25 protein-coding genes and 1 tRNA gene are annotated in these 26,235 nt (G+C 47.4%); 18 read left to right on the top strand and 8 right to left on the bottom strand.

Annotated elements, in window-relative coordinates; all coding sequences use genetic code 11:
- Window positions 1-82 precede the first annotated feature (82 nt).
- The 5 genes from aroQ to thiE all read left to right on the top strand — a co-directional run bounded on the left by aroQ (window position 83) and on the right by thiE (window position 4,020).
- Window positions 83-553: a type II 3-dehydroquinate dehydratase gene (aroQ, locus tag ACWHX8_RS11085; protein ID WP_447968186.1), complete on the top strand. Its 471-nt coding sequence runs from the start codon at window positions 83-85 to the stop codon at window positions 551-553.
- Window positions 554-575: 22 nt separating this feature from the next.
- Window positions 576-1,136, top strand: coding sequence for an elongation factor P (gene efp / locus ACWHX8_RS11080; RefSeq protein ID WP_447968185.1), 561 nt, complete (start codon window positions 576-578; stop codon window positions 1,134-1,136).
- Window positions 1,137-1,222: 86 nt separating this feature from the next.
- The gene (accB, locus tag ACWHX8_RS11075; RefSeq protein ID WP_447968184.1) at window positions 1,223-1,690 is read left to right on the top strand and encodes an acetyl-CoA carboxylase biotin carboxyl carrier protein; all 468 of its coding nucleotides are present in this window, start codon (window positions 1,223-1,225) and stop codon (window positions 1,688-1,690) included.
- Window positions 1,691-2,019: 329 nt separating this feature from the next.
- Entirely contained in the window at window positions 2,020-3,372 is a 1,353-nt protein-coding gene (accC, locus tag ACWHX8_RS11070; protein WP_447968183.1) for an acetyl-CoA carboxylase biotin carboxylase subunit, read from the top strand.
- Window positions 3,373-3,381: 9 nt separating this feature from the next.
- Window positions 3,382-4,020: a thiamine phosphate synthase gene (gene thiE, locus ACWHX8_RS11065; protein WP_447968182.1), complete on the top strand. Its 639-nt coding sequence runs from the start codon at window positions 3,382-3,384 to the stop codon at window positions 4,018-4,020.
- Here thiE and bioD read toward each other — a convergent pair.
- The gene (gene bioD / locus ACWHX8_RS11060) at window positions 4,001-4,732 is read right to left on the bottom strand and encodes a dethiobiotin synthase (protein ID WP_447968181.1); all 732 of its coding nucleotides are present in this window, start codon (window positions 4,730-4,732) and stop codon (window positions 4,001-4,003) included. The genes thiE and bioD overlap by 20 nt on opposite strands.
- 51 nt (window positions 4,733-4,783) lie before the next feature.
- Complete coding sequence (locus ACWHX8_RS11055) at window positions 4,784-5,542, bottom strand: SDR family NAD(P)-dependent oxidoreductase (protein WP_447968180.1); 759 nt, start codon at window positions 5,540-5,542, stop codon at window positions 4,784-4,786.
- A gap of 162 nt (window positions 5,543-5,704) precedes the next feature.
- Here ACWHX8_RS11055 and ACWHX8_RS11050 point away from each other — a divergent pair, with 162 nt between their 5' ends.
- Window positions 5,705-6,526: a hypothetical protein gene (locus ACWHX8_RS11050; RefSeq protein WP_447968179.1), complete on the top strand. Its 822-nt coding sequence runs from the start codon at window positions 5,705-5,707 to the stop codon at window positions 6,524-6,526.
- Here the strand turns inward: ACWHX8_RS11050 and ACWHX8_RS11045 are convergent.
- The 3 genes from ACWHX8_RS11045 to ACWHX8_RS11035 form a co-directional block, all read right to left on the bottom strand.
- Window positions 6,497-9,457, bottom strand: a complete 2,961-nt coding sequence (locus ACWHX8_RS11045) for a proline dehydrogenase family protein (RefSeq protein ID WP_447968178.1) — start codon at window positions 9,455-9,457, stop codon at window positions 6,497-6,499. The two genes, ACWHX8_RS11050 and ACWHX8_RS11045, sit on opposite strands and share 30 nt — an antisense overlap.
- Window positions 9,458-9,528: 71 nt before the next feature.
- Window positions 9,529-10,668: a hypothetical protein gene (locus ACWHX8_RS11040; RefSeq protein WP_447968177.1), complete on the bottom strand. Its 1,140-nt coding sequence runs from the start codon at window positions 10,666-10,668 to the stop codon at window positions 9,529-9,531.
- Between the two features lie 97 nt (window positions 10,669-10,765).
- Window positions 10,766-11,587, bottom strand: coding sequence for a dienelactone hydrolase family protein (locus ACWHX8_RS11035; protein ID WP_447968176.1), 822 nt, complete (start codon window positions 11,585-11,587; stop codon window positions 10,766-10,768).
- A 248-nt stretch (window positions 11,588-11,835) separates the two neighbouring features.
- On the opposite strand from ACWHX8_RS11035, the gene ACWHX8_RS11030 reads away from it, so the two are divergent.
- Both ACWHX8_RS11030 and ACWHX8_RS11025 read left to right on the top strand, forming a co-directional pair.
- Window positions 11,836-14,136 carry a tetratricopeptide repeat protein gene (locus ACWHX8_RS11030; RefSeq protein ID WP_447968175.1) on the top strand — a complete coding sequence of 767 codons (2,301 nt, stop codon included), beginning with the start codon at window positions 11,836-11,838 and terminating at the stop codon, window positions 14,134-14,136.
- Between the two features lie 250 nt (window positions 14,137-14,386).
- Window positions 14,387-14,881, top strand: coding sequence for a hypothetical protein (locus ACWHX8_RS11025; RefSeq protein ID WP_447968174.1), 495 nt, complete (start codon window positions 14,387-14,389; stop codon window positions 14,879-14,881).
- 106 nt (window positions 14,882-14,987) lie between these two features.
- On the opposite strand, the gene ACWHX8_RS11020 is transcribed toward ACWHX8_RS11025, so the two are convergent.
- Window positions 14,988-15,326, bottom strand: coding sequence for an ATP-dependent Clp protease adaptor ClpS (locus tag ACWHX8_RS11020; RefSeq protein WP_447968173.1), 339 nt, complete (start codon window positions 15,324-15,326; stop codon window positions 14,988-14,990).
- Window positions 15,327-15,576: 250 nt separating this feature from the next.
- On the opposite strand from ACWHX8_RS11020, the gene ACWHX8_RS11015 reads away from it, so the two are divergent.
- The 3 genes from ACWHX8_RS11015 (at window position 15,577) to ACWHX8_RS11005 (ending at window position 18,795) form a co-directional block, all read left to right on the top strand.
- Window positions 15,577-16,587, top strand: a complete 1,011-nt coding sequence (locus ACWHX8_RS11015; RefSeq protein ID WP_447968172.1) for an SDR family NAD(P)-dependent oxidoreductase — start codon at window positions 15,577-15,579, stop codon at window positions 16,585-16,587.
- Between the two features lie 831 nt (window positions 16,588-17,418).
- Entirely contained in the window at window positions 17,419-18,402 is a 984-nt protein-coding gene (pal, locus tag ACWHX8_RS11010; RefSeq protein ID WP_447968171.1) for a peptidoglycan-associated lipoprotein Pal, read from the top strand.
- A 306-nt stretch (window positions 18,403-18,708) separates the two neighbouring features.
- Window positions 18,709-18,795 (top strand) — tRNA-Leu (locus ACWHX8_RS11005).
- Window positions 18,796-19,035: 240 nt separating this feature from the next.
- On the opposite strand, the gene ACWHX8_RS11000 is transcribed toward ACWHX8_RS11005, so the two are convergent.
- Entirely contained in the window at window positions 19,036-19,416 is a 381-nt protein-coding gene (locus ACWHX8_RS11000; protein ID WP_447968170.1) for a hypothetical protein, read from the bottom strand.
- Between the two features lie 357 nt (window positions 19,417-19,773).
- Here ACWHX8_RS11000 and ACWHX8_RS10995 point away from each other — a divergent pair, with 357 nt between their 5' ends.
- The 7 genes from ACWHX8_RS10995 to ACWHX8_RS10965 all read left to right on the top strand — a co-directional run bounded on the left by ACWHX8_RS10995 (window position 19,774) and on the right by ACWHX8_RS10965 (window position 25,414).
- On the top strand, window positions 19,774-20,238 hold the full coding sequence (locus ACWHX8_RS10995; protein WP_447971902.1) for a CreA family protein: 465 nt from the start codon (window positions 19,774-19,776) through the stop codon (window positions 20,236-20,238).
- A 23-nt stretch (window positions 20,239-20,261) separates the two neighbouring features.
- Window positions 20,262-21,113 carry a transporter gene (locus ACWHX8_RS10990; protein WP_447968169.1) on the top strand — a complete coding sequence of 284 codons (852 nt, stop codon included), beginning with the start codon at window positions 20,262-20,264 and terminating at the stop codon, window positions 21,111-21,113.
- A gap of 186 nt (window positions 21,114-21,299) precedes the next feature.
- Window positions 21,300-21,656 carry a hypothetical protein gene (locus ACWHX8_RS10985; RefSeq protein ID WP_447968168.1) on the top strand — a complete coding sequence of 119 codons (357 nt, stop codon included), beginning with the start codon at window positions 21,300-21,302 and terminating at the stop codon, window positions 21,654-21,656.
- A 200-nt stretch (window positions 21,657-21,856) separates the two neighbouring features.
- Window positions 21,857-22,381: a gluconokinase gene (locus ACWHX8_RS10980; RefSeq protein WP_447968167.1), complete on the top strand. Its 525-nt coding sequence runs from the start codon at window positions 21,857-21,859 to the stop codon at window positions 22,379-22,381.
- Window positions 22,382-22,623: 242 nt separating this feature from the next.
- Window positions 22,624-24,132, top strand: coding sequence for a BON domain-containing protein (locus ACWHX8_RS10975; protein WP_447968166.1), 1,509 nt, complete (start codon window positions 22,624-22,626; stop codon window positions 24,130-24,132).
- Between the two features lie 293 nt (window positions 24,133-24,425).
- On the top strand, window positions 24,426-24,962 hold the full coding sequence (locus ACWHX8_RS10970; RefSeq protein WP_447968165.1) for a ferritin-like domain-containing protein: 537 nt from the start codon (window positions 24,426-24,428) through the stop codon (window positions 24,960-24,962).
- A gap of 71 nt (window positions 24,963-25,033) precedes the next feature.
- Window positions 25,034-25,414, top strand: a complete 381-nt coding sequence (locus ACWHX8_RS10965; RefSeq protein WP_447968164.1) for a hypothetical protein — start codon at window positions 25,034-25,036, stop codon at window positions 25,412-25,414.
- Window positions 25,415-25,657: 243 nt separating this feature from the next.
- On the opposite strand, the gene ACWHX8_RS10960 is transcribed toward ACWHX8_RS10965, so the two are convergent.
- Window positions 25,658-25,993 (bottom strand): hypothetical protein, encoded by a 336-nt coding sequence (locus ACWHX8_RS10960; RefSeq protein ID WP_447968163.1) that lies wholly within the window; start codon window positions 25,991-25,993, stop codon window positions 25,658-25,660.
- Window positions 25,994-26,235: the final 242 nt, after the last annotated feature.

Genomic DNA, 26,235 nt, shown 5'->3' with positions numbered 1-26,235 from the left:
CTGCCATTGTGAAATGAGCTACACGAGCATGTGTGGCGTGGTGTTACCTATCCCTTAAATCAGCGTACTGAGGATACACTCCATGTTTCGAATTCTTGTCCTGCATGGACCAAATTTAAATTTGCTTGGTACGAGAGAGAAGTCAATTTATGGGCGGCAAACATTACACGAAGTGAATATGGCGATTGGACAATTGGCACGGCGTGAAGGTGTGCATGTTGAAGCTCGACAATCAAATCATGAGGGTGAGCTCGTGACATGGATTCAGGAAACACAAGGCCAGTTTCACGCGCTGGTGATCAATCCAGCAGCCTATACCCATACGAGCATTGCCATCCGAGATGCGATTGTCGCCGTAGGCATTCCGACGGTGGAAGTGCATTTATCGAATATCCATCGCCGAGAACCCTTTCGTAAGCGTTCCTTGATTGCGCCGGTCGCGCTAGGGCAAATTTCCGGGTTTGCAGCGACTAGCTATCTGCTCGGTCTTCAAGCCGTCATTGAGTATGTGCGGATGAAACCTGTCGATACAAAAACCGAGATCAAAACTTAGATAATAGAGGAGCTATGCGATCGTGATTTCAACGTCTGAATTTCGAAGTGGTGCTCGATTGGAAATTGATGGAGTGCCGTATTACATTGTTGAGTTTCAACATGTGAAACCGGGAAAGGGTGGGGCATTTGTTCGGACCAAACTCAAGGCCTATCGAACCGGTAACGTCATTGACCGCACCTTCCGATCTGGAGAAAAGTTTCAGGAACCAAATCTCGAAGAACGTGAAATGCAGTTTCTGTATAGTGGAGGCGAGGAGTATGCGTTCATGGATACCTCAAGCTATGAACAGTTCAGCTATCAGAAAAGTCAACTTGGAGCGAATACCGATCTGCTGAAAGAAAATACGAACGTGCAAATTCTCCTCTATCACGACGAGCCAATTTCAGTGGAGTTGCCAATTTTCATGGAATTGAAAGTTGTTGAAACCGATCCTGGTATTCGAGGGGATACCGCCTCGGGGGGAACCAAGCCCGCAGTTGTAGAGACCGGAGCTGTGATTAAGGTTCCACTCTATCTTGAAGCCGGGGAGATCATTAAAGTTGATACTCGAACGAGAGACTATGTTGAACGCGTGCGGTAAGCCAGCGGTCGACGTGATGTTTCTCCTCAGTCGTGGTCGTGCGAGATGATTGGGTGTGTGTATCTTGAAGAATGGTGGCGTAACCTATGAGTGACATGCAACGTGAAGAAATCGAATCGCTCATTTACCTACTGAATCAGCATCAGCTGACCGAACTAGAGATTGAAAAAAAAGGCATGCGGATTCGTGTGAGGCGCGAGCCGACTCCGCAGGTATCTCTTCCTGCCTCTGAACAGACTGAGACATCTGTGGATGTCGCAGCATCTGAGCCGCTAGCTCAACAGGTCAAGGCTGTCGATCAGGGGAGATTTATGTCTGTCACCTCACCCATTGTCGGCACATTTTATCGTTCGCCTTCTCCCGATGCTGATCCGTATGTCGAAGAAGGAGACTTTGTGAAAAAAGGTCAGGTCCTGTGTATTGTGGAAGCGATGAAACTCATGAATGAGATTGAAGCTGAAACAGACGGGCAAATCACGAAAGTGTTAGTAGAGAGTACGACACCTGTTGAATATGGACAAACCTTGTTTCTCATTGATCCCATTGCGGTTTGATGGTCATTGGTGGAGGCATGGACATGCGTGATGTCCTTCAGCGTAGCTGACATACATTGGAATTGCCCTACATCTCCTCGGAAATACCATACGTTCACTTCGCTCATCATCGAGAGAATAGACTGCCAATGAGCACGGTACCCCTTATGATCTGTTTGCAAGTTTACGTGTTGATCGGGAGTCTAACGCGTGAGTCGCTCGAAAGGCCTTAGTGACTATGTTGCTGAACGATAGACGCATGATGCCGTAACGATGCTGAAAATGAGAGAGTCTGATTCGTAAACACTGAAATGACTGACAGCCGTGATCTCGCAGATTAGGTATGAATCGTGTTTAAGAAAATATTGGTAGCGAATAGAGGGGAAATTGCCCTTCGTATCATTCGAGCCTGTCGTGAACTTGGCATTCGAACCGTCGTGGTGTATTCAGATGTCGATGCTGGTTCCTTGCCAGTGCGACAAGCCGATGAGCATATTTGTATTGGGCCAGCTGATGGATCCTTGAGCTATCGCAATATTCCCAATGTCTTGAGTGCAGCAGAAGTGACGGGCGTCGATGCCATTCATCCTGGATATGGATTTTTAGCTGAGAATGCGCATTTTGCGGAAGTGTGTGAATCGATCGGTCTGACATTTATTGGGCCGTCTTCAGAACATATTGCGCTGCTTGGTGATAAATCGAAGGCTCGACAGCAACTCAAGCAAGCCGGTATTCCGGTCCTTCCCGGAAGTGATGGCGAAATAAATCCTGATCAAGATTGCCGGAAGATTGCTAAGAAAATTGGATATCCCGTGATTGTGAAAGCTTCATCGGGTGGTGGAGGCCGCGGGATGCGAGTCGTGACGAAAGAGGAAGACTTACTGCCGGCCGTGCAAGCCGCACAAGGTGAGGCCGAATCGTCGTTTGGTCATGCTGGAGTCTATCTCGAGCGATTCTTCCAAGATCCGCGTCATATTGAAATTCAAGTGTTAGCTGATCATCATGGGCATATTGTTCATCTGAATGAACGCGATTGTTCAGTGCAACGACGGTATCAAAAGTTAATCGAAGAATCTCCGTCTCCGGGAATGGATGATGAGTTGCGGCGGGACATGGGGCGTGTGGCTATCAAAGTTATGAAGTCAGTGAACTATCATAATGCCGGTACGGTGGAATTCTTGCTTGATCGTGATGGGAAATTTTATTTCATGGAAGTCAATACGCGAATTCAAGTTGAACATCCGGTCACGGAAGTGATCACAGGCATTGATTTGATCAAAGAGCAAATTCGTTTGGCCGCCGGTCTGCAATTGTCTTGTCGGCAGCAAGACATTCGTGTCATCGGACATGCGATAGAATGTCGTGTGAATGCGGAAGATCCTGATCGGTTCACTCCAAGTCCGGGAGTTGTTTCACGATATCATGCTCCTGGCGGACCTGGAGTTCGAGTCGACTCTGCCATGGAGTCCGCAGGCGTCGTACACCCATACTATGATTCGCTTGTGGCGAAATTGATTGGATATGGACGTGATCGGGAAGAAGCTCTTGCACGGACCAGACGGGCTCTTGATGAATTTATTATCGAAGGTGTAAAAACGACCATTCCGCTCCATCGACGTGTCCTTGATCATCCTGATTTTCAGAAAGGGCAGGTATCGACACGGTTTTTAGATCGCATGATGACCTCGCGTCCTATTTCGTAATCTCGCGTTATGCCGACCTTACCCCTCCGGAGTTCTCTTTCTGGACTCTATCTTATTCTCGACGAAAGTTTCTCGTTCACCTGTTCGTCAATGAATGTACTCACGCAGGCTGGGGATGCTGGGGTTCGGCTCGTTCAGTATCGTGACAAAAATGGTTCACTGAAGGAGGCATACCAGCGTGCGAAGGCGTTACGTGACGTGGCAGGAAAAATGGGTGTGACCTTTATCGTGAATGACCGGTGTGATCTCGCGAAAGCTGTTGAGGCCGATGGAGTGCATTTGGGACAGGAGGATTTGCCGTTACATGCAGCTCGTGCAGTCATGGGTGCCGAGAGTCTGATTGGTATCTCGACGCATCGAGAAGACGAAGTGACGAAGGCCACGATGGGAGGGGCTGATTATCTTGGGTTTGGTCCAATCTACGGAACGACCACGAAAAAAGATCATGAACCGCCTGTCGGACTTGAAGGGCTAGAACGCGTGCGATCATTGTCCACACTTCCGATTTTTGTGATTGGAGGGATCACAGCTCAGGTTGTGCCAAGTCTGATTGCTGCAGGAGCCGATGGCGTTGCTGTGGCCTCGGCTATTTTGAGTGCGAGAGATCGTTCAGCCACGATTCGGCAGTTTACCTCGGCCTTCGAGTAATCAGATGTGCAAGTTCTTGCATGAACGGATGGTGTTGTAATGTGCCGACTCCATTTTGCCAGTCTGTGCTAAACGCATATTCATAAGGGAATGGTCCAAACACGGGAGGATGACACAACTCGCGAATGGATTCGATGGTCGAAGTTTTCTGTAGGTGCGCAGTATCTGAATGGTCGGGTGGTCTGCAATCATTTAAGACGATTGCAAGAATGTGAATCGTGGAATTCTGTAAGGCGTCAAGAGTCAGGAGCAGATGATTGATCGCGCCTAAACTGGTTCGACTCACGATGATGCACGGGAGTTGCAGTGCAATGACCAGATCTCGTACCCGCATCTCAGGGGTTAACGGGACCATGATTCCGCCGACACCTTCCACGAATACCCATTCATAGTCTGACGAAAGTGTTGTGTATGCTGATTGAATCGACTGGAAATCAATAGTCTGATTTTTTCGATTCGCGGCTGCAAGCGGTGCGATGGGTTCAGGGAATTGATACTGGCATACGGTCTCAAATGACTGCTCCGAATCAATTGCACGTTTGAGGCGATGCGCATCGGAGAACTCCGCATCAGCTTGGTCTACGCCTGTTTCAATGGGTTTCATGACGCCAACGCTCAAGCCCTGTGCACGAATGCATCCAGCAAGTGCAGCCGTAATGGCGGTTTTGCCTACTCCGGTATCTGTCCCCGTTATAAAAATCCCTGTACTCATGTTTGTGCTGAAATATTCTTGTGCTGATTTCTTGCAACCGTTTTTACATCGTCACCATATTCGACTATCAAGGTTCCAGATTTGCCCAGATAGGTTTTCCGTGAGAGCTACCTCATAGATCATGTTGGCAACATTTTCTGTGTTCGGTGTGTTGTTCAGAAGATGCGTGTCACGGATTCTCTCGTGAGAATAGGCGGCTCTTGCAAGTGGTGACGTATGCCATCCTGGAAACACGGCATTGACCCGAATATTCCAGGGTGCCCATTCTCGCGCCACGCTTTTCATTAAACCCATGAGCCCCGCTTTTGATGTCGCGTACGCCGTTTGTCCTGAAGTGCCCAAGACTCCAGAGAGCGAACCTATGAGAACAACCGAACCGTGCTGTTGACGTTCGAAGGTCGGTGCCGCAGCTTTGAGAAGTTGGAAACATCCTGTTAAGTTCGTGGTGATATGCTTCGTCCATGATTCGGTGGACGTGCGCGCGAGTAGGTGGCTCTCGGCTATCCCAACAGCCCAGACTAACACATCGAGTTGTTCATGTTTCTCCACGAAATGCTGCATCATGGTGCGCGTGTGTGCGTGGTCCTGGACATTGGCTTGGTAGAGTGTCGCTGTCCCTCCTGCCGTATGCACTGCCTGAGAAATTTGCTCAGCTGATTCATGGTTGCAGTGATAATGAATGCCAACCTGCCATTGGTGTTGTCCAAAGCATCGACAAATGGCTTGCCCAATGACTCCAGATCCGCCGGCAACAAATACGGTTTGTTGACGTGAGGGGCGGACAATGTGTGTGGGGGGTTGAGTCAACACCTTGAATCGTCGATTTCTTGCATTAAGGTGAAAAAAGATTATCCGCCGTCCTTGCCGTGCTTCAGGAAAAGCCAGGCAATGAGTCTATGCTGTTTCTTGCTGCAATAAAAGAGTCTATGATACTGTACCCTAGGAAATTCATCATAGATCAAGGAGGATGAGTTGGTAAAGAAATATACGAAGTTTACGACTTTTTCCGTCGCTCTGTTTCTCGTTTCTCATGTCGTTCTTGCATGGCCTGCGAGCAGTTTGGCTGCGCCTCCCAGTGATACGGTGGTCAATGTCGAAGAGTATTTCCCTGATGACAAGGGAAATGAGTGGCACTATCGTGGTCGGTTTGTGGAAGGGGTGGCGGTGCAGATTGCTGAGAAGTCTTTTTCCAATGTGTCGGCTGTTACGGGAATTGAAAAAAGAGACGGAATGGACGTGACGGTGTTTCACGATACCAACCCTGGGGATCAAGGAGCGTCTGATAGCTATTACCGTCGAGATGAAGCCGGTATCCGGTACTTTGGCTCAAAGCCAGGCACGGTGCTTGAAAAACAATTAATTCCCTATCAAATCATGAGATTTCCTCTTGAAATTCCAAGCTCATTTCAACAGCTTAATCGTCGGGGTTTGGATTTAGGCTTAGATTTAGACCGTGATGGGAAAACAGAAAAAGTTGATGTTGAAGCACGAGTATCTGTCCTTGCGAAAGAAACCGTTACGGTTCCTCTTGGGACGTACCCGGACGCGATTCGTGTGGAAGCCCATATGACAATGCACGTACACATGTCTCGGCTGCAAGAAGTTGTTCACGGAACCGATACGATGACGGCATGGTTCGGCCGAGGTGTTGGTCTTTTGAAATATGAGGAACGACAGACCATCCCTTCCTTGCAATCGGAAAATGATCGTTTGATTGAAGTGACAGAGGAACTTGAAAAGGCCAAGATTCAAGGGAAGCTTCTTTCACGTCGTGGGAGCAAATCCGCGTCGTAGGGTGTTCTCACTCATTACCCGTTGGACCATAAATTGCTGTAGATAGTTTTCTCCTCCGGCCTTCATTCCGATGCCGGACAAACGATATCCTCCAAATGGTTGTCGACCGACAAGGGCTCCAGTTGTTAGGCGGTTGATATACAGGTTCCCCACATCAAACGCTTCACAGGCGAGCTGAATGTTGGCCGGACTTCTGGAGTAAACGCCACCAGTTAAGGCATAGGGTGAACCATTCGCAAGATCCAATGCATGCAGAAAATTTCTGGCTTTCATGATGGCCAGGACTGGTCCAAAGATTTCTTCTTGGGCCAGGTGATGGTGAGGTTCGATTCCGGTGAAAATTGCTGGACCTTGAAAGAATCCAGGAGCCGTAACTGCCGAATCGAGCACGCATTGACCTTCCGCCTTTCCCACTGAAATATAGTGACGCACTCGCGCAAGTGCTCGCTCGTCAATCAGAGGTCCCATGCGATGACGCGGGTTCTCAGGGGCTCCAATCCGAAGGCTCAGAGCCGCCTGTTTTAGACGATCAACAACCATGTCGTGGATGGAATCTACGACAATAAGCCGTGAACAGGCTGAGCATTTTTGCCCTTGGTACCCGGTTGCGCTGGCAAGCACGCCTGCAACGGCTTGATCTAAGTCTGCTGTGTCATCAATAATTATTGCGTTCTTTCCACCCATTTCAGCAATGACGTGTTTTATGTGTCGTTGCCCCGTCGCAACCTGTGAGGCTGATGAAATAATGTGCAGTCCAATCTCTTTCGATCCAGTAAATGCAATAAGATGGACATCAGGATGCGAAACGAGTGCCTGTCCAAGCTGAGGTCCTCCTGGAAGGAAATGCAGGACCGTCTCTGGAACGCCTGCTTCACGGAAGAGGTTGTACAGTTGATACCCGACCATGGTTGATCGCTCAGAGGGTTTGAAGAGTGCGATATTTCCTGTGACTAACGCTGCCGAGACCATGCCGGTTGGAATGGCTAAAGAGAAATTCCATGGTGCAATAATGGCGGCAAGTCCTCTAGGTCGATGTTGAAGTTGGTTGTATTCTCCAGGTTCAGATCGGAGTTGTGACGATTCATCAATTCGGCGCATGTCGCGTCCATAAAATTCAAGGAAGTCGATGGCTTCTGCGACATCGGCATCAGCCTCCCGCCAAGGCTTCCCTGTTTCTAAAATTTCCCATGCGATCAATTCCGAACGTCGTGTCCGCATCAGTGACGCGGTTTTGAAAAGCATCTGGATTCGTGCGGATACGGGCGTGACACGCCACATATGCATCGCTGCTTTCGCCGATTCGATGAGTGGTTCAAGGTCGTCAGGACTGAGACTGTCAAATGTTGCGATGATTTCTTCGGGTTGACTGGGATTGATCGTTGTCAGTTTTGGGCCGGATGGCGTGACGGATGTTGGAACGGGGTAATCATGTGACGCTCTTAGTTGTTGTCGAATTGTTGTGATCGCCTCTTCGATTGGAATATGTGAATCTCGTTGCGAGAAATCGATGAGCGGTTCATTCTGAAAATCTTGACGTTCTTCATGTGGTTGAGTCGATTGTGTGTTCTGTTGAACCTCTGGCGGAGCTAAGAGCCCTTCGATCGACGCATGACCACTATGATGTTGATGGATGAACCCTTCGTTGGCCGTGTTTTCCAATAGTCGACGAACAAGATAGGCCATGCCGGGAATGAGTTCACCAACGGGGGTATAGATTCGCAAACGGAAGCCAGAGTTGATGGCAGCGTCCTGAAGTGAATCGGCCATGCCGAATAACATTTGATACTCACAGGCCTCTTGAGGGAGGTGGAGAGTTTCGATAAGTGCTTGGGTATGGGATAGGGTTCGAAGATTATGTGTGCCGAATGCTGGTCTGAGGACATCGAGATTGTTGAGCAAGATATGAGTCAGGGCTTCATAGTTCATGTCCGTTTCGGCTTTATTGAGAAACACGGGAATGGGCCATCGTCGCTGCTGGTACTGCACGGTTTCCGAGTCCCAGTAGGCTCCCTTGACGAGTCGAATCCCGATCGGTGTTTGCCGATGTTTGACCCAGGTCAGGAGTTCTTCGACATCGTTGACCGTGTCTTTTAAGTAGGCTTGCAAGGCAAGCGTGGCATAGGGATAGGTCGAATAGGCTGGTTCTGACAGAATGCGTGTGAAGATCTTAATGGTCAAGTCCTTCAATTCGGCTTGTTCCATGTCGAAGGTAATCGACGCTGGAATGGACATTGCGAGATCGAGGATCGGGCGAAGACGCTGGGCTACGCATTCAACACTCCCTTCTGGGTCAATCGGATCGAGCTGAGAATAGAGTGCTGAGACTTTAAGCGACAGTTGGACGCGAGGGAGTACGCCAATATGATCGTGTTCGAGCCTGGGTTGGGTTTTCCATTCTCGCGTTTCCTGGTCAAGAAATCGCAGCGTTGTCAGGCAGCGATCTCGGTACTGATCGGCTTCAACTTCGCTGACCGTGGCTTCACCCAATAAGTCAACGGAGAATCCGCACCCAGATTTCCAGAGATTGCAGAGTGTCGGTGCTGCCTGTTCGGCAGAATGTCCTGCCATAAACGTTTCGGCTGTTTTGAGAAATTGCCGTCGAAGAAATCGTGTTCCAATGTGGGCTCGTAACGAACGGGGAGGCGTTTCTTGTATCAGTCGGCGAACGGACAAAGGAAGGACCGCAAGGTCCTGGAAATATTCTTTAAACACGTGAATGAACTGTTGATCGGTTTCAAGTGTCGGAAGCACATCGACGAAGCGAAAGAGTTGGACCTTCAATTCTTCATCTCTGGTTCCCCAGTCCAGAAGAAAATTGATGATGCGTCGATGATTGAAAATATTGAGATTGAAACGGCGAGAGCGATCGTTCAGGGTACGACCGATATGCTGAATGGATGTTTCGAGTACTTCTGGGGAGACTAAGGCCATGACCTCCTCCTCTCCCTAATAGTATACCCTATTTCTTGCTTAACGGGCGAAACCGCATGAGATGAGCAGGATTACGGTTTACAGGAAGACAGACGTTTTCCGGTAATACTGCCATGGGGGCCTAGCGTATTGTGAAATGTCCCTTCCAATCGTTTGTCGTCCTGGCTAAGGAGAAGACTGTCCTCTTGGAACCCTTGAGGAAATTTCCATAGGAGATAGACCGTGTCACCCTTGATTGTTATCTCAGTCGGTTGTGGTTGCGTGGTGGGGGACTTCGAAGGATTGCCTAAGAACAGGGTCATTTTGTGGTCACCATGATTTTGATGATTATGTACCATCCAATGCCATGTACCACAAAGCCGGGCTTGGTTTGCCTCGTGGGAGTCGGTGTTCTGTTTCATGGTCATTTGCGTCATGGATGTCCTGGCGAATTGTATGGCGTCCATCTCTGCTTGAATCGTGAGCGCGATGAGGTGGGACTTATAGATGGGCCATAATCGTGTCCAGATATAATACCGTGCGTAGCTCTTGATGTTGCGTGATGAGTCATCAGATTGAAGCGTGAGCGCGTGATTGTGAGCTGATGGCTGTTCCCAATATTCAGACAGGCGCTGATCAATATTTGATAGTTTTCCTTGTTCGAGCAACCCAACCCATGAGTCTTCCGATCCTGTCAGTACAGGGTATTGTTGATCGAGATAGGCGGCAAATGCCTCGAATTGGCCGGGTCGTGTTGGAGATGTAGATTCTTTGAATACGTAGTCTGTCACGTGTGCGTGGAAATCAAGCATGTGCGCAATAATTGGGGGGATTGATTTGGTCGTCACCCATTCATGTGCTTTTCGTTGTTGGTCGGAGAAAGGTTGGATGGCGTCAAGGCCCTGTTCTTGTAACGCGGATTGCATGGTGATAGCCAGACGTGAGGCAAGCAGGTTGGCAATCAATGTGATGCGGGCAGATGTCATCTCCTGTGCCTGTTGTGTGCGTGATGCTGTACGGTGGTGACGAGTAATGTCTTGAGGGATGGGCCAGTATTTTTTGTAGAAATTAAGCGCGTCGTTGTCGGAACTGATAGTCAACAGAGCCGATTGATGTGTCGCACTGAACTGTCGGAGGTTTGGTTCGCTGGCGAAGACCTGAACGGGGATGGCCCAGCACAAGCAGAGAATTACGATGATGCTATGCTGTGTGATCGATGAAAGACGAGGCATAATGACCGCCTGTGGGACGCCTCACATACTCAGAAGTGAGAAAGGACTGGCCAAATCTTGCCATTCTGGTACAATTGTAACAAAAGATGGCCGAGGGTTAGGAGCTTCTCAATATTTCATTGAGGAATTTAACGGTTGTGCTCCAAGCTTGTTGAGAGGCTTCAGGGCGATACGTGTCAGGATTTGACTGATTCCAGAATCCGGGCGGGGTGTTTGGGTAGTTTTGGATTTCGATCGTCTTTCCTTCGTCTTTCGCTTGCTGTTGCAGGAGACTCACGGCTTCAAGGTTTGGAAATCCAATGTGATCCACCGCATGGTACAAGATTGGGCAGTACAATTCTTTGACCAGTTCACCACTGCTTGGGGGGATGGAGCCATAGAACGACACGGCAGCTCGCAACCGTCTTCGTCGAGAAGCAAATTGCATGGCCAGTCCACCTCCCATTCCGAGTCCAATCACGCCATGTATATTTCGTTTCGTGACGTCTAAGTTCTTGTCTTCGGGGATATTGGTATTGAGAAATTCACAGCATGCATTAATATCTTTTAGTGTCAGTTGTTCGTCCAGACGACTCATCAACGCTTCTGCAACTTCATCATTGGCCGTAATCATTCCACCTTGGCGTCCATATAAGTTTGGTACGAGGACCACATAGCCTTCACAGGCTAGTTGTTTGGCGAAAGATTGTACGTGAGCGGTGAGTCCCCAGCGGTCGTGTAAAAGAATGAGGCACGGGAAGAGTTCCTTCACTTGAGGAATATATTGTGTGCCTTCAATCTGCGCCTCTTTGGGAATGCGCGTTTCTGCATAAGGATCAACCATATGATCTTTGTGCGTAGAAAATTTTCCGGAACTCGAAAAGCGCACAGGGCTAAAGCCTATTTGATCAGGAGTAAATGGCGCGGTATGTTCAGGCATGAGATAACTTTCTTTTGATAACGTAATGATCTTGAATGCTGTAAAATTTGGAAGTATTCGAAACCTCAAGAAGTGCGAAAGCTCTTTCGAAGCCACTATATCGACGGATTCTTGAGAATGTCAATGAAGAGAAGAGGGGCCTGTGACGGCGTAGAGGGTCATTGATAGAACTTGCGAAGTTCGGCCCAGTGCAGGCTCGATCCTTTGTGTGAAATGTCAGAAACTTATAGTCGGAGGAGATTGACTCTATGATGGTTAGACGGACGTCCCGCGCGTTTGTGATCTGTGTTATTCCCTTGCTCATCTTGCTCCTGGCCAACTGTAACCAGATGACGGCTGAGGAAAAGAAGGCGACTCACTATACTCGTGGTTTGGCGTATAGTGAAGCGGAGAAATACCAAGAAGCGATCATTGAATTTAAAAATGTGATTCAAATTGATCCGAAGGATGCGAACGGTCATTATCAATTGGCCTTGAGTCATTTGAAAGTTGGCGGGATCACAAACGTGCAATCAGCCTATGGGGAACTCACAAAAACCGTTGATTTAGATCCATCGAACCAAGATGCACAGCTGAAATTAGGCGAATTATTTTTACTTGGTAAAAAACCATCAGAAGCTCGTGAACGGGCAGAGATTGTCTTGGCGTCTTCTCCGCAAGACCCCAAGGGACATCTTCTTCGCGGGCGAAGTTTGATCAGCGAAAAAGAGTACAACGAGGGCATTTCCGAGCTGAAAAAATCGATTGAATTAGATCCCGATAACATTCAAATATACCTTGACCTTGCCAGAGCCTATGTGGGATTGAAAGACTTCACGACGGCCGAGCAGACGCTGCAAGACGCATTGGCGAAACATCCAGATTCCACGCAACTTGTGATGGCGTTGGGTGATTTTTTTGCCATTCAACAACAAACCGATAAAGCCGAAGCCCAGTATCGTCAAGCTATTGCGTTAGATCCTGACAACGAGGGTTTATATGTGAAATTGGCTCTCTTCTTTCAGGCCTATCAAAAATACGATCAGGCGGAGGCGACCTACCAGCAACTGGTTGCACAACAACCTCAGAGTGAAAGACCTCACCTCTTTTTAGGGGATTATTATACCTTTATGAGTCAGGCGGATAAGGCATTGGCCAGTTACCGGCGTGCTGTGGAACTGAATCCTGACTCGTCTAACGCACGGGAGAGATTAACGAATCATTATATTGATACCGGAGAACTCACGTTAGCCGAAGAGCAGGTTACGGTGATATTGGAGAAAGAGAAAAAAGACTCAATGGGGCGGGTCCACCAGGCCCGTCTCAAGCTGGCTGCCGGGAAGGTTGATGACGCGGTTACGCTGTTACAGCAGGTTATTGATGACAATCCGAATCTTGCTGCAGCTCATGAGTTTCTCGGTATAGCGTTTGGCGCGAAACAAGAACTGTCTCAGGCTGCAACAGAGTTGTCTGAAGCGGTAAAGCTTGCTCCGAATAAAGTGTCGGCTCGAACTGCGCTTGCGGCTGTGAAGTTGGCAGCAGGAGAACATGATCAGGCGATTGCCGAGGCGCAAGCTGGCATTCGGTTGAACCCACGAAATCTCAAGGCTGTTCGTATTCTTGGTGCGGCATATCTGCAAAAAGGGGATATTTCCAAAGCCAAAAAGGTGTTTGAAATGATTATTGCGCAGGTTCCGCAAGAGTCATCAAGCCATTATCAGTTAGGGCTCATTGCTGCAAACGATAAACGATGGGAAAAAGCCATTGAGCATTTTGAAGAAGCCTTGAAGGGGAGTCCTGACTCCATTCAGGCATTATCGCAACTGTCAGGCATTCATCTCGTGCAGGGTGATGCCAAGAAGGCCCGCAACCGTGTCCTGCAACAGATTGAAGCTTCCCCCAATAATCCTCTGTTTTATAACCTTCTTGGGCAATTATGGATGCAGGCAAAGGATAGCGATCAGGCAGAGATTGCTTTTAAAAAAGCCATAGAGCTTGATGCGAATGTTCAAGTCTCATATATGAATTTAGCCGAATTATATCGTCAGACCAACAGAACCAAGGAAGCGGTTCATGAGTATGAACAACTGGTGAAGAGAAATCCGAAATTAGTGTCAGGTCATATGGTGTTAGGGATGATCGCTGAGCAAGAAGGCGATTATGAGAAGGCCAAGACGCATTATCAGAGTACGCTGGATATTCAGCCGAAATTTGCTCCAGCGGCGAATAATTTGGCATGGATTCTTGCTGAACATGACAAGAGCGGGAACCTGGACGTCGCGCTTTCGCATGCACAGACGGCTCGGGAACAGCAGCCGCAGGAACCGCATATCGCGGATACGCTTGGGTGGATTTATTATAAAAAGGAGGCGTATTTGAAGTCGGTCTCGTTGCTTGGAGAAGCGGCGGAAAAGCTTAAAGATAATCCTGAGGTTCAGTATCACTTTGGGATGGCCCAGTTTAAGAAGGGCGATAAAGCTGGAGCCAAAAAGGCGCTGGAGGCTGCCTTAAAGCTCAATGCCAATTTCCCTGGTGCGGATGAAGCCAAATCGACACTTGCAAGTCTGTAATGCGGGGAATCTTGAGCAGATAATCGAGGTCGTAAGGAATTGAAGGATGAAATGAAATATATCGGGCTGCCTGTTCTGATGGCATTCAATGAGTCCCATGGGTGAGGTTTTCTCGTTGGTCGTGATTGGTGTGCCTGTCAAGTGAGAAAAGAACACTAGGTGATACTGACAAGTGTAGGGAATTTCTGTACAATCCAGAAGTTTGGTGGTCGGGCAATGCCATTTATCGATAAAAGGAAAGGAACGCTGGATGGAACGGCGAGTAACTTCTCATACCGAAGAAGAGGAAATGAACCAACGCCGGCGCCTATTGGGGATGGCCAGAAAAGGTGACGAACGGGCAATCAGTAAATTATTTGAATTATATCAAGTGAAGGTATATACAGGCGAAACCCTGAAGAAAAGCAAGTCATCGTTTTCAAAGGATCCACAACCCCTTAATTCTGAAAGAAAATCAGGCGCAAAGTCCAAGAAACCTCAAACACCAAAACCAAAGAAATCTGCAACCCCAAAGTCCCCGAAAGATCTAAGCACAGCAGATCGTAAGTCGGTGACACCTAAGACAGCGAAAAAGGTTCAGACGAAGGCTAAAGCGACAGGAACGTCAAAGACGCTTAGCCCGAAGGTAAAAAAGCCCGTCGCCAAGCCAAAGCCCAAAAAGGTAGAGAAGCCAAAAGGTACATCTAAATCTAAGGTTGGAGGCAAAGTAAAGAAGGTTAAGACTGCGGCGAAAGCCAAAAAATAGGACCACTGCAGAGACAACGACTATCAAGTTCATACATCTCAGAGTGAATATGAAACGATGCCGTGAAAACAATACAGACGTTTTGAATATTTAGCCAGGGTATTCTTCAATACCGGACTTCTACCCGCAATCCGCCAGCTGCTAACTGTTTTGCAATACCTTCAGCTTTTGCTTGTTGGCCTCGAAACACTGCGGCACTTCCGTGATGGTCAATTTGCCACGCCAGTTCGAATGCACGGTCTGGGGTCATGCCAGGTATAATTTGACAGAATAATGCAATAACCTGCTGATATGTGTGGCAGTTGCAATTATAGACAATGACTTCGGCTTCGAAGTCTTCCCCCGTGCCAGTCCCTGTATCTTCGATGACTTCTGGTGCTTCAAGTGTACTATTACGGATCGCTCCGACCATTAGGGTATTGTAACAATCACTTTGTCGCCTCACAAGTTTCGTAATTAAGGCAACGATATGCTGAGAGCCTATGGAGGAACTTGAGCTGTATTCAGATGTTGGTATTTGTGTCTTAAGGCTGGTGTTGGAATAGCCGACTCATAACACAGGTTGACGCGCATTGGTCGGACAGACGCCGCATAGGGTACTGCGCAACCATATTTTACCGAAAACGATTTTTTGTGGTATTGATAGTCCTCAAGTATTGGACGCAACGACAGGATGAATGAGAAGGAGATGAGGCATGTCTAAGACTGTGTTGGTAACTGGTGCTGCTGGATTTATTGGGAGTCATACCGTTGAAACGCTTTTAAAGCGAGGCGATCGAGTGGTGGGCATTGATAATTTCAATGACTATTATGACCCCAAGCGTAAACGTGCCAACATTAAGGAAATCGAAACAGAGCTGACTCCTTCTGGGCAGTATGAGGCCTTCACACTCATTGAAGGGGATATTCGTGATCGAGCCGTCATTCAAAACATCTTTCAATCCCATCAGTTTGATGGGGTTGTGCACTTGGCTGCTATGGCTGGTGTGCGAGTGTCAATTGACGATCCTGGCCTGTATTACGATGTGAATGTGACGGGAACATTGAATTTGTTGGATGCCTGTGTCGGAAGAATGGATGGCACGAAACACTCGAATCATCTCCCAAACTTTGTCTTTGCTTCAACATCCTCGGTGTATGGGAATACGCAAATTGTTCCGTTCGTTCCCGATGATCGCTGTGATCGGCCTTTAGCTCCGTATGCATCGAGTAAACGAGCCAGTGAAATGTTGGGGTATTCATACCATCATCTGTATAAGCTGAACTGTACGATCCTTCGCTTTTTTACCGTGTATGGGCCTCGTGGTCGACCGGACATGATGGCGTATAAAGTCTTGGATAATATTTTTAAAGGTTCCGAAGTGCCTCTCTATAATGGAGGGAAGATGCACCGAGATTGGACCTATGTTGAAGATATTGTCAGTGGTGTCGTGGCCGCGGTCGACCGTCCGTTGGGCTATGACATCTTCAATATTGGTCGTGGAGAACCGGTGTTACTTTCTGATTTTGTCAAAGGCATAGAACAGTTAGCTGGAAAATCGGCACATCTGATTCCTACCCCCATGTTAGAGGCCGATATTTCATATACCTTTGCCGACATTAGTAAAACGCGCGAGCTCTTAGGGTATGAACCCAAAACCTCTGTCCCTGAAGGCGTTGAACGATTCTGGCAGTGGTATCAACACACGATTCTTGGGAAACAATAACTCAACGCATCTAGCCGTGTATCTTCTAGGCGTTCCTATACACTTCCGTCTGTAGGACGATGTGTCCTGTTGCGCTGTGTGAGTGATGCAAGTTTGGTTGGGAATATTATGGCTTTGCGTTTAACGGTGTTTTTAGAATCTTGTTCCCAAGCGACTGTCTATAGTCCATGACAAAGAAAGCATCAAGAAACGTGTACGCTGTGGACTGACACACACAATGTCCCATGCCGCCTTTTTCACCGCCCTCTTTACCTCTGCTATTCAATTTTCTGCTCAGACCCCGTTCCTGACGTGTTGAAATCTTCGTTGAAGTGAGGCCAATAGGTTCTGTCTCGCTGGAACGATGAATGAGAGAGAACGTTCGATGCCTGGGATGATATTTGCCGGCATTGATCGGTCCTTCGCCTGCTTCGCTCTCTTCTTTTCTTGCACATTTCCTTTCATCTGATTCTCGATTGTTTTCGTTCTTGTGTGTTCGTGTTGCACTCCCTTCGGGTCTGTAATGTCTGAGACTGAAATGTCTCGCTGTCGTAGGCGTGCAAACATTCAAGAATTAAAGATTGCTCGCATATTCGGCGATCAGAGTGCTACGGAAACTCACAACGATCGGGAGGGTTGTTTGGGGCGTAATGAGCTGGAAAGTACTTAAGTTTTACTCCGGACTACCGATAGTAGGGGCATGAAGTTCATTTCGTTTTCATGCATGTTGAATCACACGCAACCCAATGTATCGAGCTATCGAATTTGTGTCCCGTTTCCTCAATACCACGAAACAACAATAGTGATGAGAAACGCATGCGTTGCATCTATTTAATTCAGAGGAGGTTTTCAATGAATACTCGACATCAAACACGGTTATGGTTCAGCGCCATTGCCTTATTGCTGTCCATTGGACAGGGGTGCAGTGCTCATTCGGTAGGATATACGGTCGACTCGGAGTCAGGAGCCAAGAAAGATGGCGTGATGATGGGGATGGCTGACGATTCCGGAAATGCCATGAATGGCACTGGCGACTATGAGCAGGGACGATCATTTTATGAAAGTGGGGAATCCTATGACCCAGGGGCTATAGGTTATTCACGAGCCTATAACCATGGTGGGGTACCGAATGGACAGGGAGTGACGAACGGGTTGCAATATGTTGAGCCCGGAACGAGCTATGATGGTGGCATGAACGGATATGGTCATAACTATAATGGGGTAGGATCTGGCTCAACCAATGGTCCAGTGACCGGGTTTGGTGATGGGTTTGCTGAAGGTGTGAATCCAACTCCCGATGCGTGGGCGGAATCCTTTCTCCGTGGCTATGATGCTCGTGGCAATGTGGCAGATGGAGGATTGACCTCGGAACATGTCGATCAAGATTTGTATGTTGCGCGATCTGATGCTGGTCGTGGATCAGGTGAGGGTGGTCAGCATGGTATGACGCATTCTTCACGCGGCAGTGCGATGAATGGTCGGCACATGGGTGGGAGTACTGGCAACGTGGAAGATGTGTATTTCGCCTTTGATAGTTGGAAGATCACAAAAGATGGTGCGTATTCACTTGAAGCCGATGCGGAGTGGTTAAAGGCCCATCCTGGTCAACGCGTCACGATTGAAGGACATTGTGACCAACGAGGTACCCAAGACTACAATATGGTCTTAGGGAAAAAACGTGCCGAAGCGGCAAGGGCATACCTTGTTGATCTAGGTGTGAAGCCCACACAAGTCAAGATTGTGTCCTATGGCAAAGAACGGCCATTTTGTTCTGAACACAATGAAAGCTGCTATCAACAAAATCGTCGAGGACATCTCACGATTCGAAATAACTAAGATAACGCTGACGTTCCGTTATGGAAAAGGCTGTGGGGGGCATCCTCCACAGCCTTTTTTCTTTGCTTGCCACACCACGTTTGTCTATTGATGTGCATGACTTGCCTGTAGCCTGCCAAGCCCGCCTTTTCTGAAACGTGTTGCAACGTGTGACTTAAGACAACCTGGTGGGTGTCCTTGAATTTCTTTTTGCACGTATTCCCTGCAACAAACCCAAATACTTTTTTCTATTGACAATGGTGCCGAAAACGATCTTGCCATGATCAAGCTCGAATGGTACAGTCTGGGGTTTTGCTTTCCAGACATGCGGGAGTGGCGGAATCGGCAGACGCACAGGACTTAAAATCCTGCGCCCGCAAGGGCATACGGGTTCAATTCCCGTCTCCCGCACCATACGTAGTTAGGGTCTTTTCTCAGCCTCTAGAAGGCATGGCTGGACGCAACCTTTCGTTGGTTGTGGGTCTAGGTGTTCTTTTCAATGCTGTTTCCCTTGACTATCTGTTCATGTTCGAAGCGACTCCTTGAATGAGTGCCCTGCGTTTGCGTAGAGTGGACAGTCGTGTAGTGCTACAAAGGGTGTCGAATATGTCAGATGTTCTGATCTGACAAGATGAGCAATCAACACGAATGTATCTATTTCTGATTGATGCGGTCATGTATTTTCGACGACGCTAAGTCGGAAGAGGTTTTAATCTCACCCCAAGCTTTATTGAACCCTTGTACTAGATCCTCCCACGCCTGTTGACTGCCTGTCTTCACTTCTTCCCATGCCTCTTCTCCTGCAGACTTAATTGAATCGAGTCGTTCCTGTCCCTCCGCGATTTTTACGTTGACCGAATTGATTCGTTCTTCGACTTCTTTGATTTGTTCCAAATGTTGGCGTTGTGTTTCCGAGTCAAGTTGCCTGGCTTTGCTTTTGAGCTCATCTAGTTTTGTTGAGTATTCATCAACTTGAGTCTGCCATTCTTGAAGTTGCTTTTCTATTGTCGTCTGGAAAGATTCCTTTTCACTCATGAATCTCACTCCTTGTTGAAGGTAAAATGTGTCACACAATCGTTATGTGAGCAAGCTGGTAACAGTGATTCGAAAGAGATGACAAATTTTCAGTGAAGTATAAGGTATTCCTGTTCCGGTGTCTTCTTCTTGAGACGACACGCTTCATCAAATAAACATTCGTCATATACAACCGTAACGTAAAACGATCTTCTTTTGCAGGAAGAAAGCCTAGATTTTTATCTTGAACGTTTCGTGAACTTGTCTAGTGCATTCATGGCATCAGGATGAGATACCATTGTTATTCGTGTTATACTTTTGTATTCCCATTGTTTCCAGGATTAACGTCAGAATGAGGTGAGGTCACGAATGAACACGATGGTAAAAGTGATGAGCTGTGTCTTTTTTTGTATGCTGGTGGGGACGATAAGTTATGCCGAGGAAATTGGGAGCGTGGATACGAAGTTCAATTTCCTGGGCCCTGATCATAAAATCGTGATCGAAGCCTTTGATGATCCAAAGATAGAAGGCGTGACCTGTCACCTCAGTCGATCAAAGACAGGTGGATTGAAGGGCATGGTGGGCGTGGCCGAGGATAGCTCGGATGCTTCGATTGCCTGCCGACAAGTTGGCCCTATTCGCATGACTAAAGAGCTGGAAGAGGGGGAAGAAGTCTTCAAGGAAAGTCGTTCACTGATCTTCAAGAAATTGCAAGTGGTGCGATTTTTGGACAAGAAACGCAACACGCTCATTTATCTTGTGTATAGTGATAAAGTCATCGAAGGTTCGCCGAAGAATGCCATTTCGACCATTCCAATCATGCCATGGCCTGGCAAAAAATGACATTCCAGGAATGCCAGAAAGTCATGACATTGACTCATGATCAGACAGTCCAAAGAAACGTACGGCTTCATCGCCTCACCTTGCAGTTCATCCTGCTTAATATTGGCCTATTGACGTTTATGTACGTGACGCAGGCTGTCGCCCAGGAATCTGGTGAACCTCCATTGACGACCGATCGGCCTGGTATTGGTGATACGGCCTATCTCGTTCCACAGGGTTACATTCAACTGGAAGGTGGAGTGACGTATCAACACGATAGAACACGCGTCCCCTCTCAACGAATCACGACGGTTTCGGCACCCAATACATTGATCAGAATCGGTGCATTTGACGTGATGGAACTGCGGTTCTTAGGAGGAGAATACGTGTATGAGAAGATAAGTTCAGGTAACCAGGATGACCATGATCATGGAGTAAGTCCCCCGATCATCGGCACGAAATTTCAACTAACTGAGGAAGGTCGATCCATACCTCAGACGGCAATTTTTCTGAATCTTACACTTCCATTTGGAAACAATAGATTGCATCCGGACGATGTCACGCCTGATTTTAAGATGGCAGGGAATTATGCGATCTCCGATAGAGTGAGTTGGGAAGGGAACCTCGGCGCAGCGTGGGAGGATGGGCTAAATGATATTACTGGATTCTATACCACAGCATTGGGTGTATCAATCACTGACAAGTTCACACCATTTGCAGAGTTCTTTGGAAATATGAACGGTCCATCGACCCACGCGTTTGATGCTGGCTTCACCTATCTACTCCAGCCGACCGTACAACTAGATATGTGGGGTGGGCCAGCACTGACCGATGCGGCTACCGATTGGTTTATTGCAGCCGGCATATCATTCCGTCTTCCGAAACTTTGGCAGTAGTATGGAATCATTCAGGGACTAAGAGGAGTCGAGCATGGGCTTGGAGTGCGATGGCAAGTATCGTCAGTCGCATCATCTCCATGCAATACGGTAAACTGTATAGTGAAGGTTTAGTCTCTTTACACGGAATTGGTACTGTTTTATGGAAAGAGATGTCTCTCTGAACCTATGAAAGGAGTGCTAATCATGAAAATAATCTTTCTCATAATATTCTTTGTCACGATCGGGTCATTTCCTGCTCATGCGACCACTCTTCGCAATGCAGGATTTGTGCAGTTGATTGATTCGACGTCAGATTCACAAATGAAGAGTGAGCCTAGATCTGAGACGGAGACTCAAAACCCATCAGACTCTATTGAATCGCAAGGCCAGGAAGTGCCGAATGCGATAACGGACTCTCCAGCCGTTGTTGCTCCCCCTGTTACTGACCCCGATATGACCATTGTTCCTCCAATCGTTGATCCCGAAATGACGGTGAATCCTGAGAATCTTCCTGAGCACCTTGGACAAGACTCCAAAGTACTCCCTAAAATCCCGCATTAGCGAGCCGACGTACTGAGTTGAGTATGAGATATAGAACCTGATGTATGCAGAAATGTATACGTCAGGTTTCTTCATTGCTTTCAGTCGTAGACGAACATTAGGCTTCACGTCTGACTCAACTGGTGTATGTCGACAATATAATCTTGACCATTATTGTTGATGCATGCGAGAAGGTGTTCTCACCAACATGGTGTTCATTTATGAATATTCACGCTGACCCGATTCACCCCTCTATTCACATTATTATCGTCATGGGAGTCTCTGGGGCAGGAAAAACTACGATCGGAACACTGCTCGCCCAAGATCTTGGATGGACTTTTTATGAGGGAGATGCTTTCCACCCTCAAGAGAATATCAACAAGATGACTCGTGGTGTTCCATTAACTGACACGGATCGTGAGCCATGGTTGCAAGCGTTGAGACAGTTGATTGTGAAGCTTCTTGCGACCTCCGAACCTGCGATTATTTCATGCTCTGCATTGAAGCAAGCCTGTCGAGACATTCTTTCAGCAAACTGTCCTCTCATCGGGTTTGTCTATCTAAAGGGAAAGGATTCGTTAATACGGCAACGTCTATCGAAACGGAAATTGCATTTTATGGACGAGACTCTTTTGGTGTCCCAGTTGAATGAGCTTGAATCGCCTCGTGATGCGTTGACTCTTGACCCTGCCCTCTCTCCGCAGTCCCTCATTGTACAAATCAAGAAGAATTTAAAACCCCGCTAATGTAGATTAAATCTCATGGACCGTCGCGTACATTGCTGACAATGTGTGCGAGGAATAGAGAATTGGATTCTTGACTTAGACAAGATTTCTCACAACGATTTGTTTTTGTCTAGTGCAAGGGGTTGCTCGAGTCGTTACCCTAAATCGTACACACGATGTGTCTGGATATTACGTATCTAGGCAAGACTTGAGTCTCACGGTCTGTCTAAATCAAGTTTTTTCGTCATACGTAGGAGGTCTGAATGCTGTTGAGAAGTCATGTGCGACGTTCATTGAAAATACAGCAAATTCTAAAATTTCACTTATGGGTAGGTGTATTGTGTAGTTTTGTCGTCTTGTATTCTGGCAGTGCATTTGCTGCGCAAGAGAAAACTCTCATTTCCGATGAAGCTATCACGAGGGCTGTGGAAAGCACTTTGATGCTTGATGAAAATGTTCCATCACATTTGATCGATATACGAACGGAACAGGGGATTGTGACATTGGTGGGTGTCCTTCCGCATTACCGCGCAAAGGACCGAGCTGGCAAGTTGACTGAAACTGTCAAGGGGGTAGAGAGCGTCATTAACGGCCTTACCGTCACTGTCTCAAAGCGATCTGATGAAGAAATTCTTGAGAAAGTATCCCAGGTGCTCAACGACGATCCCGCGACAGATTCATACGAGATTGATGCAAGCGTCGAACATGGAACCGTAACACTCACAGGAACGGTTCCATCTTGGGCTGCGCGAGACCTAAGTGAATGGGTGGCGTCTGGAGTCTATGGCGTGCGAGATATTAAGAATCAACTTTTTATTGACCTCAAGGAGGCACGCTTGGATGAGGTTATTCAAGACGAAATTCAGAAGCGACTCGAAGCCGATGTTTGGGTGAATGAAGACGGAGTATTGGTGTCAGTAAAAAATGGCGTCGTGACCCTTGACGGCGTCGTAGGAAGTGTCGCCGAAAAACGGCGAGTAGAAAGTGACGTACAAGTGGCAGGGGTAAAAGAAGTCGACGATCGTCTCTTATTTGTCAAAGCCTGGGCCAAGGGCAAAATTCGGCGCAAGGGACAGCCTGGGTATAAAAGCGATAAGGAAATAAAAGAAACTCTACTATTGGCGTATGCCTATGACCCTCGAGTTTCGGTCTTCAACCCGACTATCGAGGTTCGTCATGGGATGGTCACATTGACCGGAATTGTCGATAATCTCAAAGCAAAACAAGCTGCAGAAGATGTAGCCAAATATACTCGCGGGGTCCTCTGGGTGAAGAATTTTCTGAAAGTCAGGCCAAAAACCCCTATTGAAGATGAAGCGCTTAAGCGCAAAGTCGAGATGGCATTGCATGATGATGCGTTCATCAATCGATTTCTCGTGCATGTTTCTGTCCGTGACGGTATTGTCGTATTGCGAGGGTCGGTCGAATCTTACTTTCAAAAAGATCACGCAGAGGATGCTGTTTCAGGAGTGAAGGGTGTGATTGCTGTCAAGAATAAGTTGACTGTCGAAGAGACGTGGATCTGGAAGCCAGATACCGTCATTCAGCGCGAAATCGAAAGCGAATTATGGTGGAGCCCGTTTGTGGATAGTGATGATATTACGGTGACCGTCAAAGCTGGTGTGGCCACGATTTCCGGAACCGTGGACAATTATTTGGAATACGAAACGGCCATAGAGAATGCTCGGGAGGGAGGGGCCAGACGTGTTGAAAGCCTACTGACGATAAGGAAGTACCTGGGATTCGAAGTCCTACCGGATCAGCCATTGTGAAAACCATCACACTAAAAACGTCTTAAGGAGATCGAGTACATGGTCGCATGGGAATATTGCTGTCAGGAAGTGAAGTCGGGCGGAGCGGCTGAAATTGAACCGGCACTTTTGATGCCTGGCGAAAAAGGATGGGAGGCCGTATGTATGATTTCGAATGGATCGTATTTTTACTTAAACGTTCTAAGACACCTCAGGCTGACACATCAATAGAATCACTTACCGTGTGATTATGAGGCAAGATAACGCAATCAACCATGAAGGATTGTCACCTCTACTGATGAAGGAGAGTATATATGGGTAAACGAAAGTCAGATGATGAAATACGAAAAGCGATAAAATCTGGAGCAATCACGAAAGAATATAAAGCGGATCCTAAACAAATGATCACCGAGCTCAATACGTTGCGTTCGACGGAAATTGCTAGTTATCTTCAATATAAACAGCATGCCTACATGGCGGTTTCTCTTATGGCGCCAGGGCTCAAGACTGAATTTGAGGGACATGCAAATGAAGAATTGCAACATGCTGATGTATTAGCCGAGCGTATTCAGCAATTAGGAGGCGTACCAATTTATGAATTGGATGAAATCGCAAAGAAGTCAGGTCGAGCAGGTGTACATGCGAAACAGGGGACGACTCTGACGGATATGGTGGCCCAGGACTTACTGTTGGAACGTAATCAGATTGAATCGTATACAAAATTGATCAGAAAAACTGGAGATAAAGATCCAGTCACACGGCACATTCTCGTGACCATTCTGCAGGATACGGAAAAACATGCTGGCGAATTGGCCGATTTCCTGACTCGCACGGTGGGTACACAGAAATGAGACAGAGGGGCTCGTTTTTGTAAAAATGATTGTGGTTTATGATTTACTGTTCATAATGAAAGGAGAGTCTGATGCGACATGAATGGAACGCAGTTTCTAAGGAAATTTTGGTAACAGGTGCCGTATGTTTCAGCCTTTTTGGTTTCACGGCGGTCGGAATGAGTGGAGAGGGGAATCCACAGGAAATATCAAAGGGGTCAGATGCGCAACATAAAACGAACAGCCTTGCCTCAGAACAACGTATTATCTATGGGACCGTTGAAGGCGTCGATGAGAATACGATTAAGGTCGATGCGGGCGAGGCCGGTGAAATGTCTCCTCGTTATCTTGAATTAGAGAAACTGGGAAATATGGCAGATGAGATAAAGGAAGGTGATCGTTTGGAAATCACAGTCAATAACGAGAATAAAGTGCTTGACTATCATCTCTCAGATGAAAAAGAAAAACACTAAGCATAATAGGAGATGATTTATGGCTAAAAAGTGTGCCCATCCATCATGTTCATGTGATGCAGAGCCTGGTAAAGAGTTTTGCTCTGAAAGCTGTAGGAGTCCGAAAGGTCCTTCCGCCGGAAAATGTGCCTGCAATCACCCAGGATGTCAGAAAACGACATCCTCGTAATGCATGGCGCTCACAACAAGAGTGTGAGTCATTCATGTTTGACATCCACATGGATTTTTCCTCTCAATCAAGCGTTACTGTGAGCTTGATTGAGAGGAGGTTTTTGGCTGCTTTTTAATGGTAATTGTGTTTCCCTCTTCCCCGATCGTTGCAGTGATTTGATCTCCAGGTGTCACTTTCTCCTTCATGAGTGTATCGCTTCCTACCTTAAATTGAACGACGGCATCTTCTCGATCTTCTAGGACAATGTTGTCATCTTTAATTTCCAGAATTTTACCTTCTAACGTTCTGTCTTTGCTGGCCGACAACTCGGGGGCAGAAGAGTCTGAGTTGCTACAGGCAGCAGTTCCGACGAGAAGTCCAAGGCAGACTGACACAGCACAAATACGGAGGATGGAAATACATTTCACGATACGTCTCCTTTTCAACCTAAATAGTGGTTGTATAGTCATGGAAAAAGGATCGTTCGGAAGCACCGAATCCTGTGTTGCAATCTGAAAGCATGAAAACGTTGGACGATCTGCTCTTTCATGAAACGTAGTGTGCATTAGCCTATGCAGCCAAACCAAATGATGTAACGGATAATTGTGGCGTAGGTGAACGTGGAATGTCTAGGAGGGGGGAAGTCTTAGCTCGTTGTGTTCGTTAGACA

Source organism: Nitrospira sp. M1, assembly GCF_965152605.1.
Note: the sequence above shows the minus strand (reverse complement) of the source record. Positions and strands in the feature narration are given on the sequence as shown.

Excerpts from the sequence above, each read along its gene's own strand:
- ACWHX8_RS10975 (WP_447968166.1), top strand. The coding sequence starts at position 22,624 with ATGCTGTTGAGAAGTCATGTGCGACGTTCATTGAAAATACAGCAAATT.
- ACWHX8_RS10980 (WP_447968167.1), top strand. The coding sequence starts at position 21,857 with ATGAATATTCACGCTGACCCGATTCACCCCTCTATTCACATTATTATC.
- ACWHX8_RS10970 (WP_447968165.1), top strand. The coding sequence starts at position 24,426 with ATGGGTAAACGAAAGTCAGATGATGAAATACGAAAAGCGATAAAATCT.
- ACWHX8_RS10985 (WP_447968168.1), top strand. The coding sequence starts at position 21,300 with ATGAAAATAATCTTTCTCATAATATTCTTTGTCACGATCGGGTCATTT.
- ACWHX8_RS11025 (WP_447968174.1), top strand. The coding sequence starts at position 14,387 with ATGGAACGGCGAGTAACTTCTCATACCGAAGAAGAGGAAATGAACCAA.
- thiE (WP_447968182.1), top strand. The coding sequence starts at position 3,382 with ATGCCGACCTTACCCCTCCGGAGTTCTCTTTCTGGACTCTATCTTATT.
- ACWHX8_RS10965 (WP_447968164.1), top strand. The coding sequence starts at position 25,034 with ATGCGACATGAATGGAACGCAGTTTCTAAGGAAATTTTGGTAACAGGT.
- ACWHX8_RS11040 (WP_447968177.1), bottom strand. The coding sequence starts at position 10,668 with ATGCCTCGTCTTTCATCGATCACACAGCATAGCATCATCGTAATTCTC.
- ACWHX8_RS11035 (WP_447968176.1), bottom strand. The coding sequence starts at position 11,587 with ATGCCTGAACATACCGCGCCATTTACTCCTGATCAAATAGGCTTTAGC.
- pal (WP_447968171.1), top strand. The coding sequence starts at position 17,419 with ATGAATACTCGACATCAAACACGGTTATGGTTCAGCGCCATTGCCTTA.
- ACWHX8_RS11015 (WP_447968172.1), top strand. The coding sequence starts at position 15,577 with ATGTCTAAGACTGTGTTGGTAACTGGTGCTGCTGGATTTATTGGGAGT.
- ACWHX8_RS10990 (WP_447968169.1), top strand. The coding sequence starts at position 20,262 with ATGACATTGACTCATGATCAGACAGTCCAAAGAAACGTACGGCTTCAT.
- accB (WP_447968184.1), top strand. The coding sequence starts at position 1,223 with ATGAGTGACATGCAACGTGAAGAAATCGAATCGCTCATTTACCTACTG.
- ACWHX8_RS11000 (WP_447968170.1), bottom strand. The coding sequence starts at position 19,416 with ATGAGTGAAAAGGAATCTTTCCAGACGACAATAGAAAAGCAACTTCAA.
- ACWHX8_RS11045 (WP_447968178.1), bottom strand. The coding sequence starts at position 9,457 with ATGGCCTTAGTCTCCCCAGAAGTACTCGAAACATCCATTCAGCATATC.
- ACWHX8_RS11030 (WP_447968175.1), top strand. The coding sequence starts at position 11,836 with ATGATGGTTAGACGGACGTCCCGCGCGTTTGTGATCTGTGTTATTCCC.
- ACWHX8_RS10995 (WP_447971902.1), top strand. The coding sequence starts at position 19,774 with ATGGTAAAAGTGATGAGCTGTGTCTTTTTTTGTATGCTGGTGGGGACG.
- bioD (WP_447968181.1), bottom strand. The coding sequence starts at position 4,732 with ATGAGTACAGGGATTTTTATAACGGGGACAGATACCGGAGTAGGCAAA.
- aroQ (WP_447968186.1), top strand. The coding sequence starts at position 83 with ATGTTTCGAATTCTTGTCCTGCATGGACCAAATTTAAATTTGCTTGGT.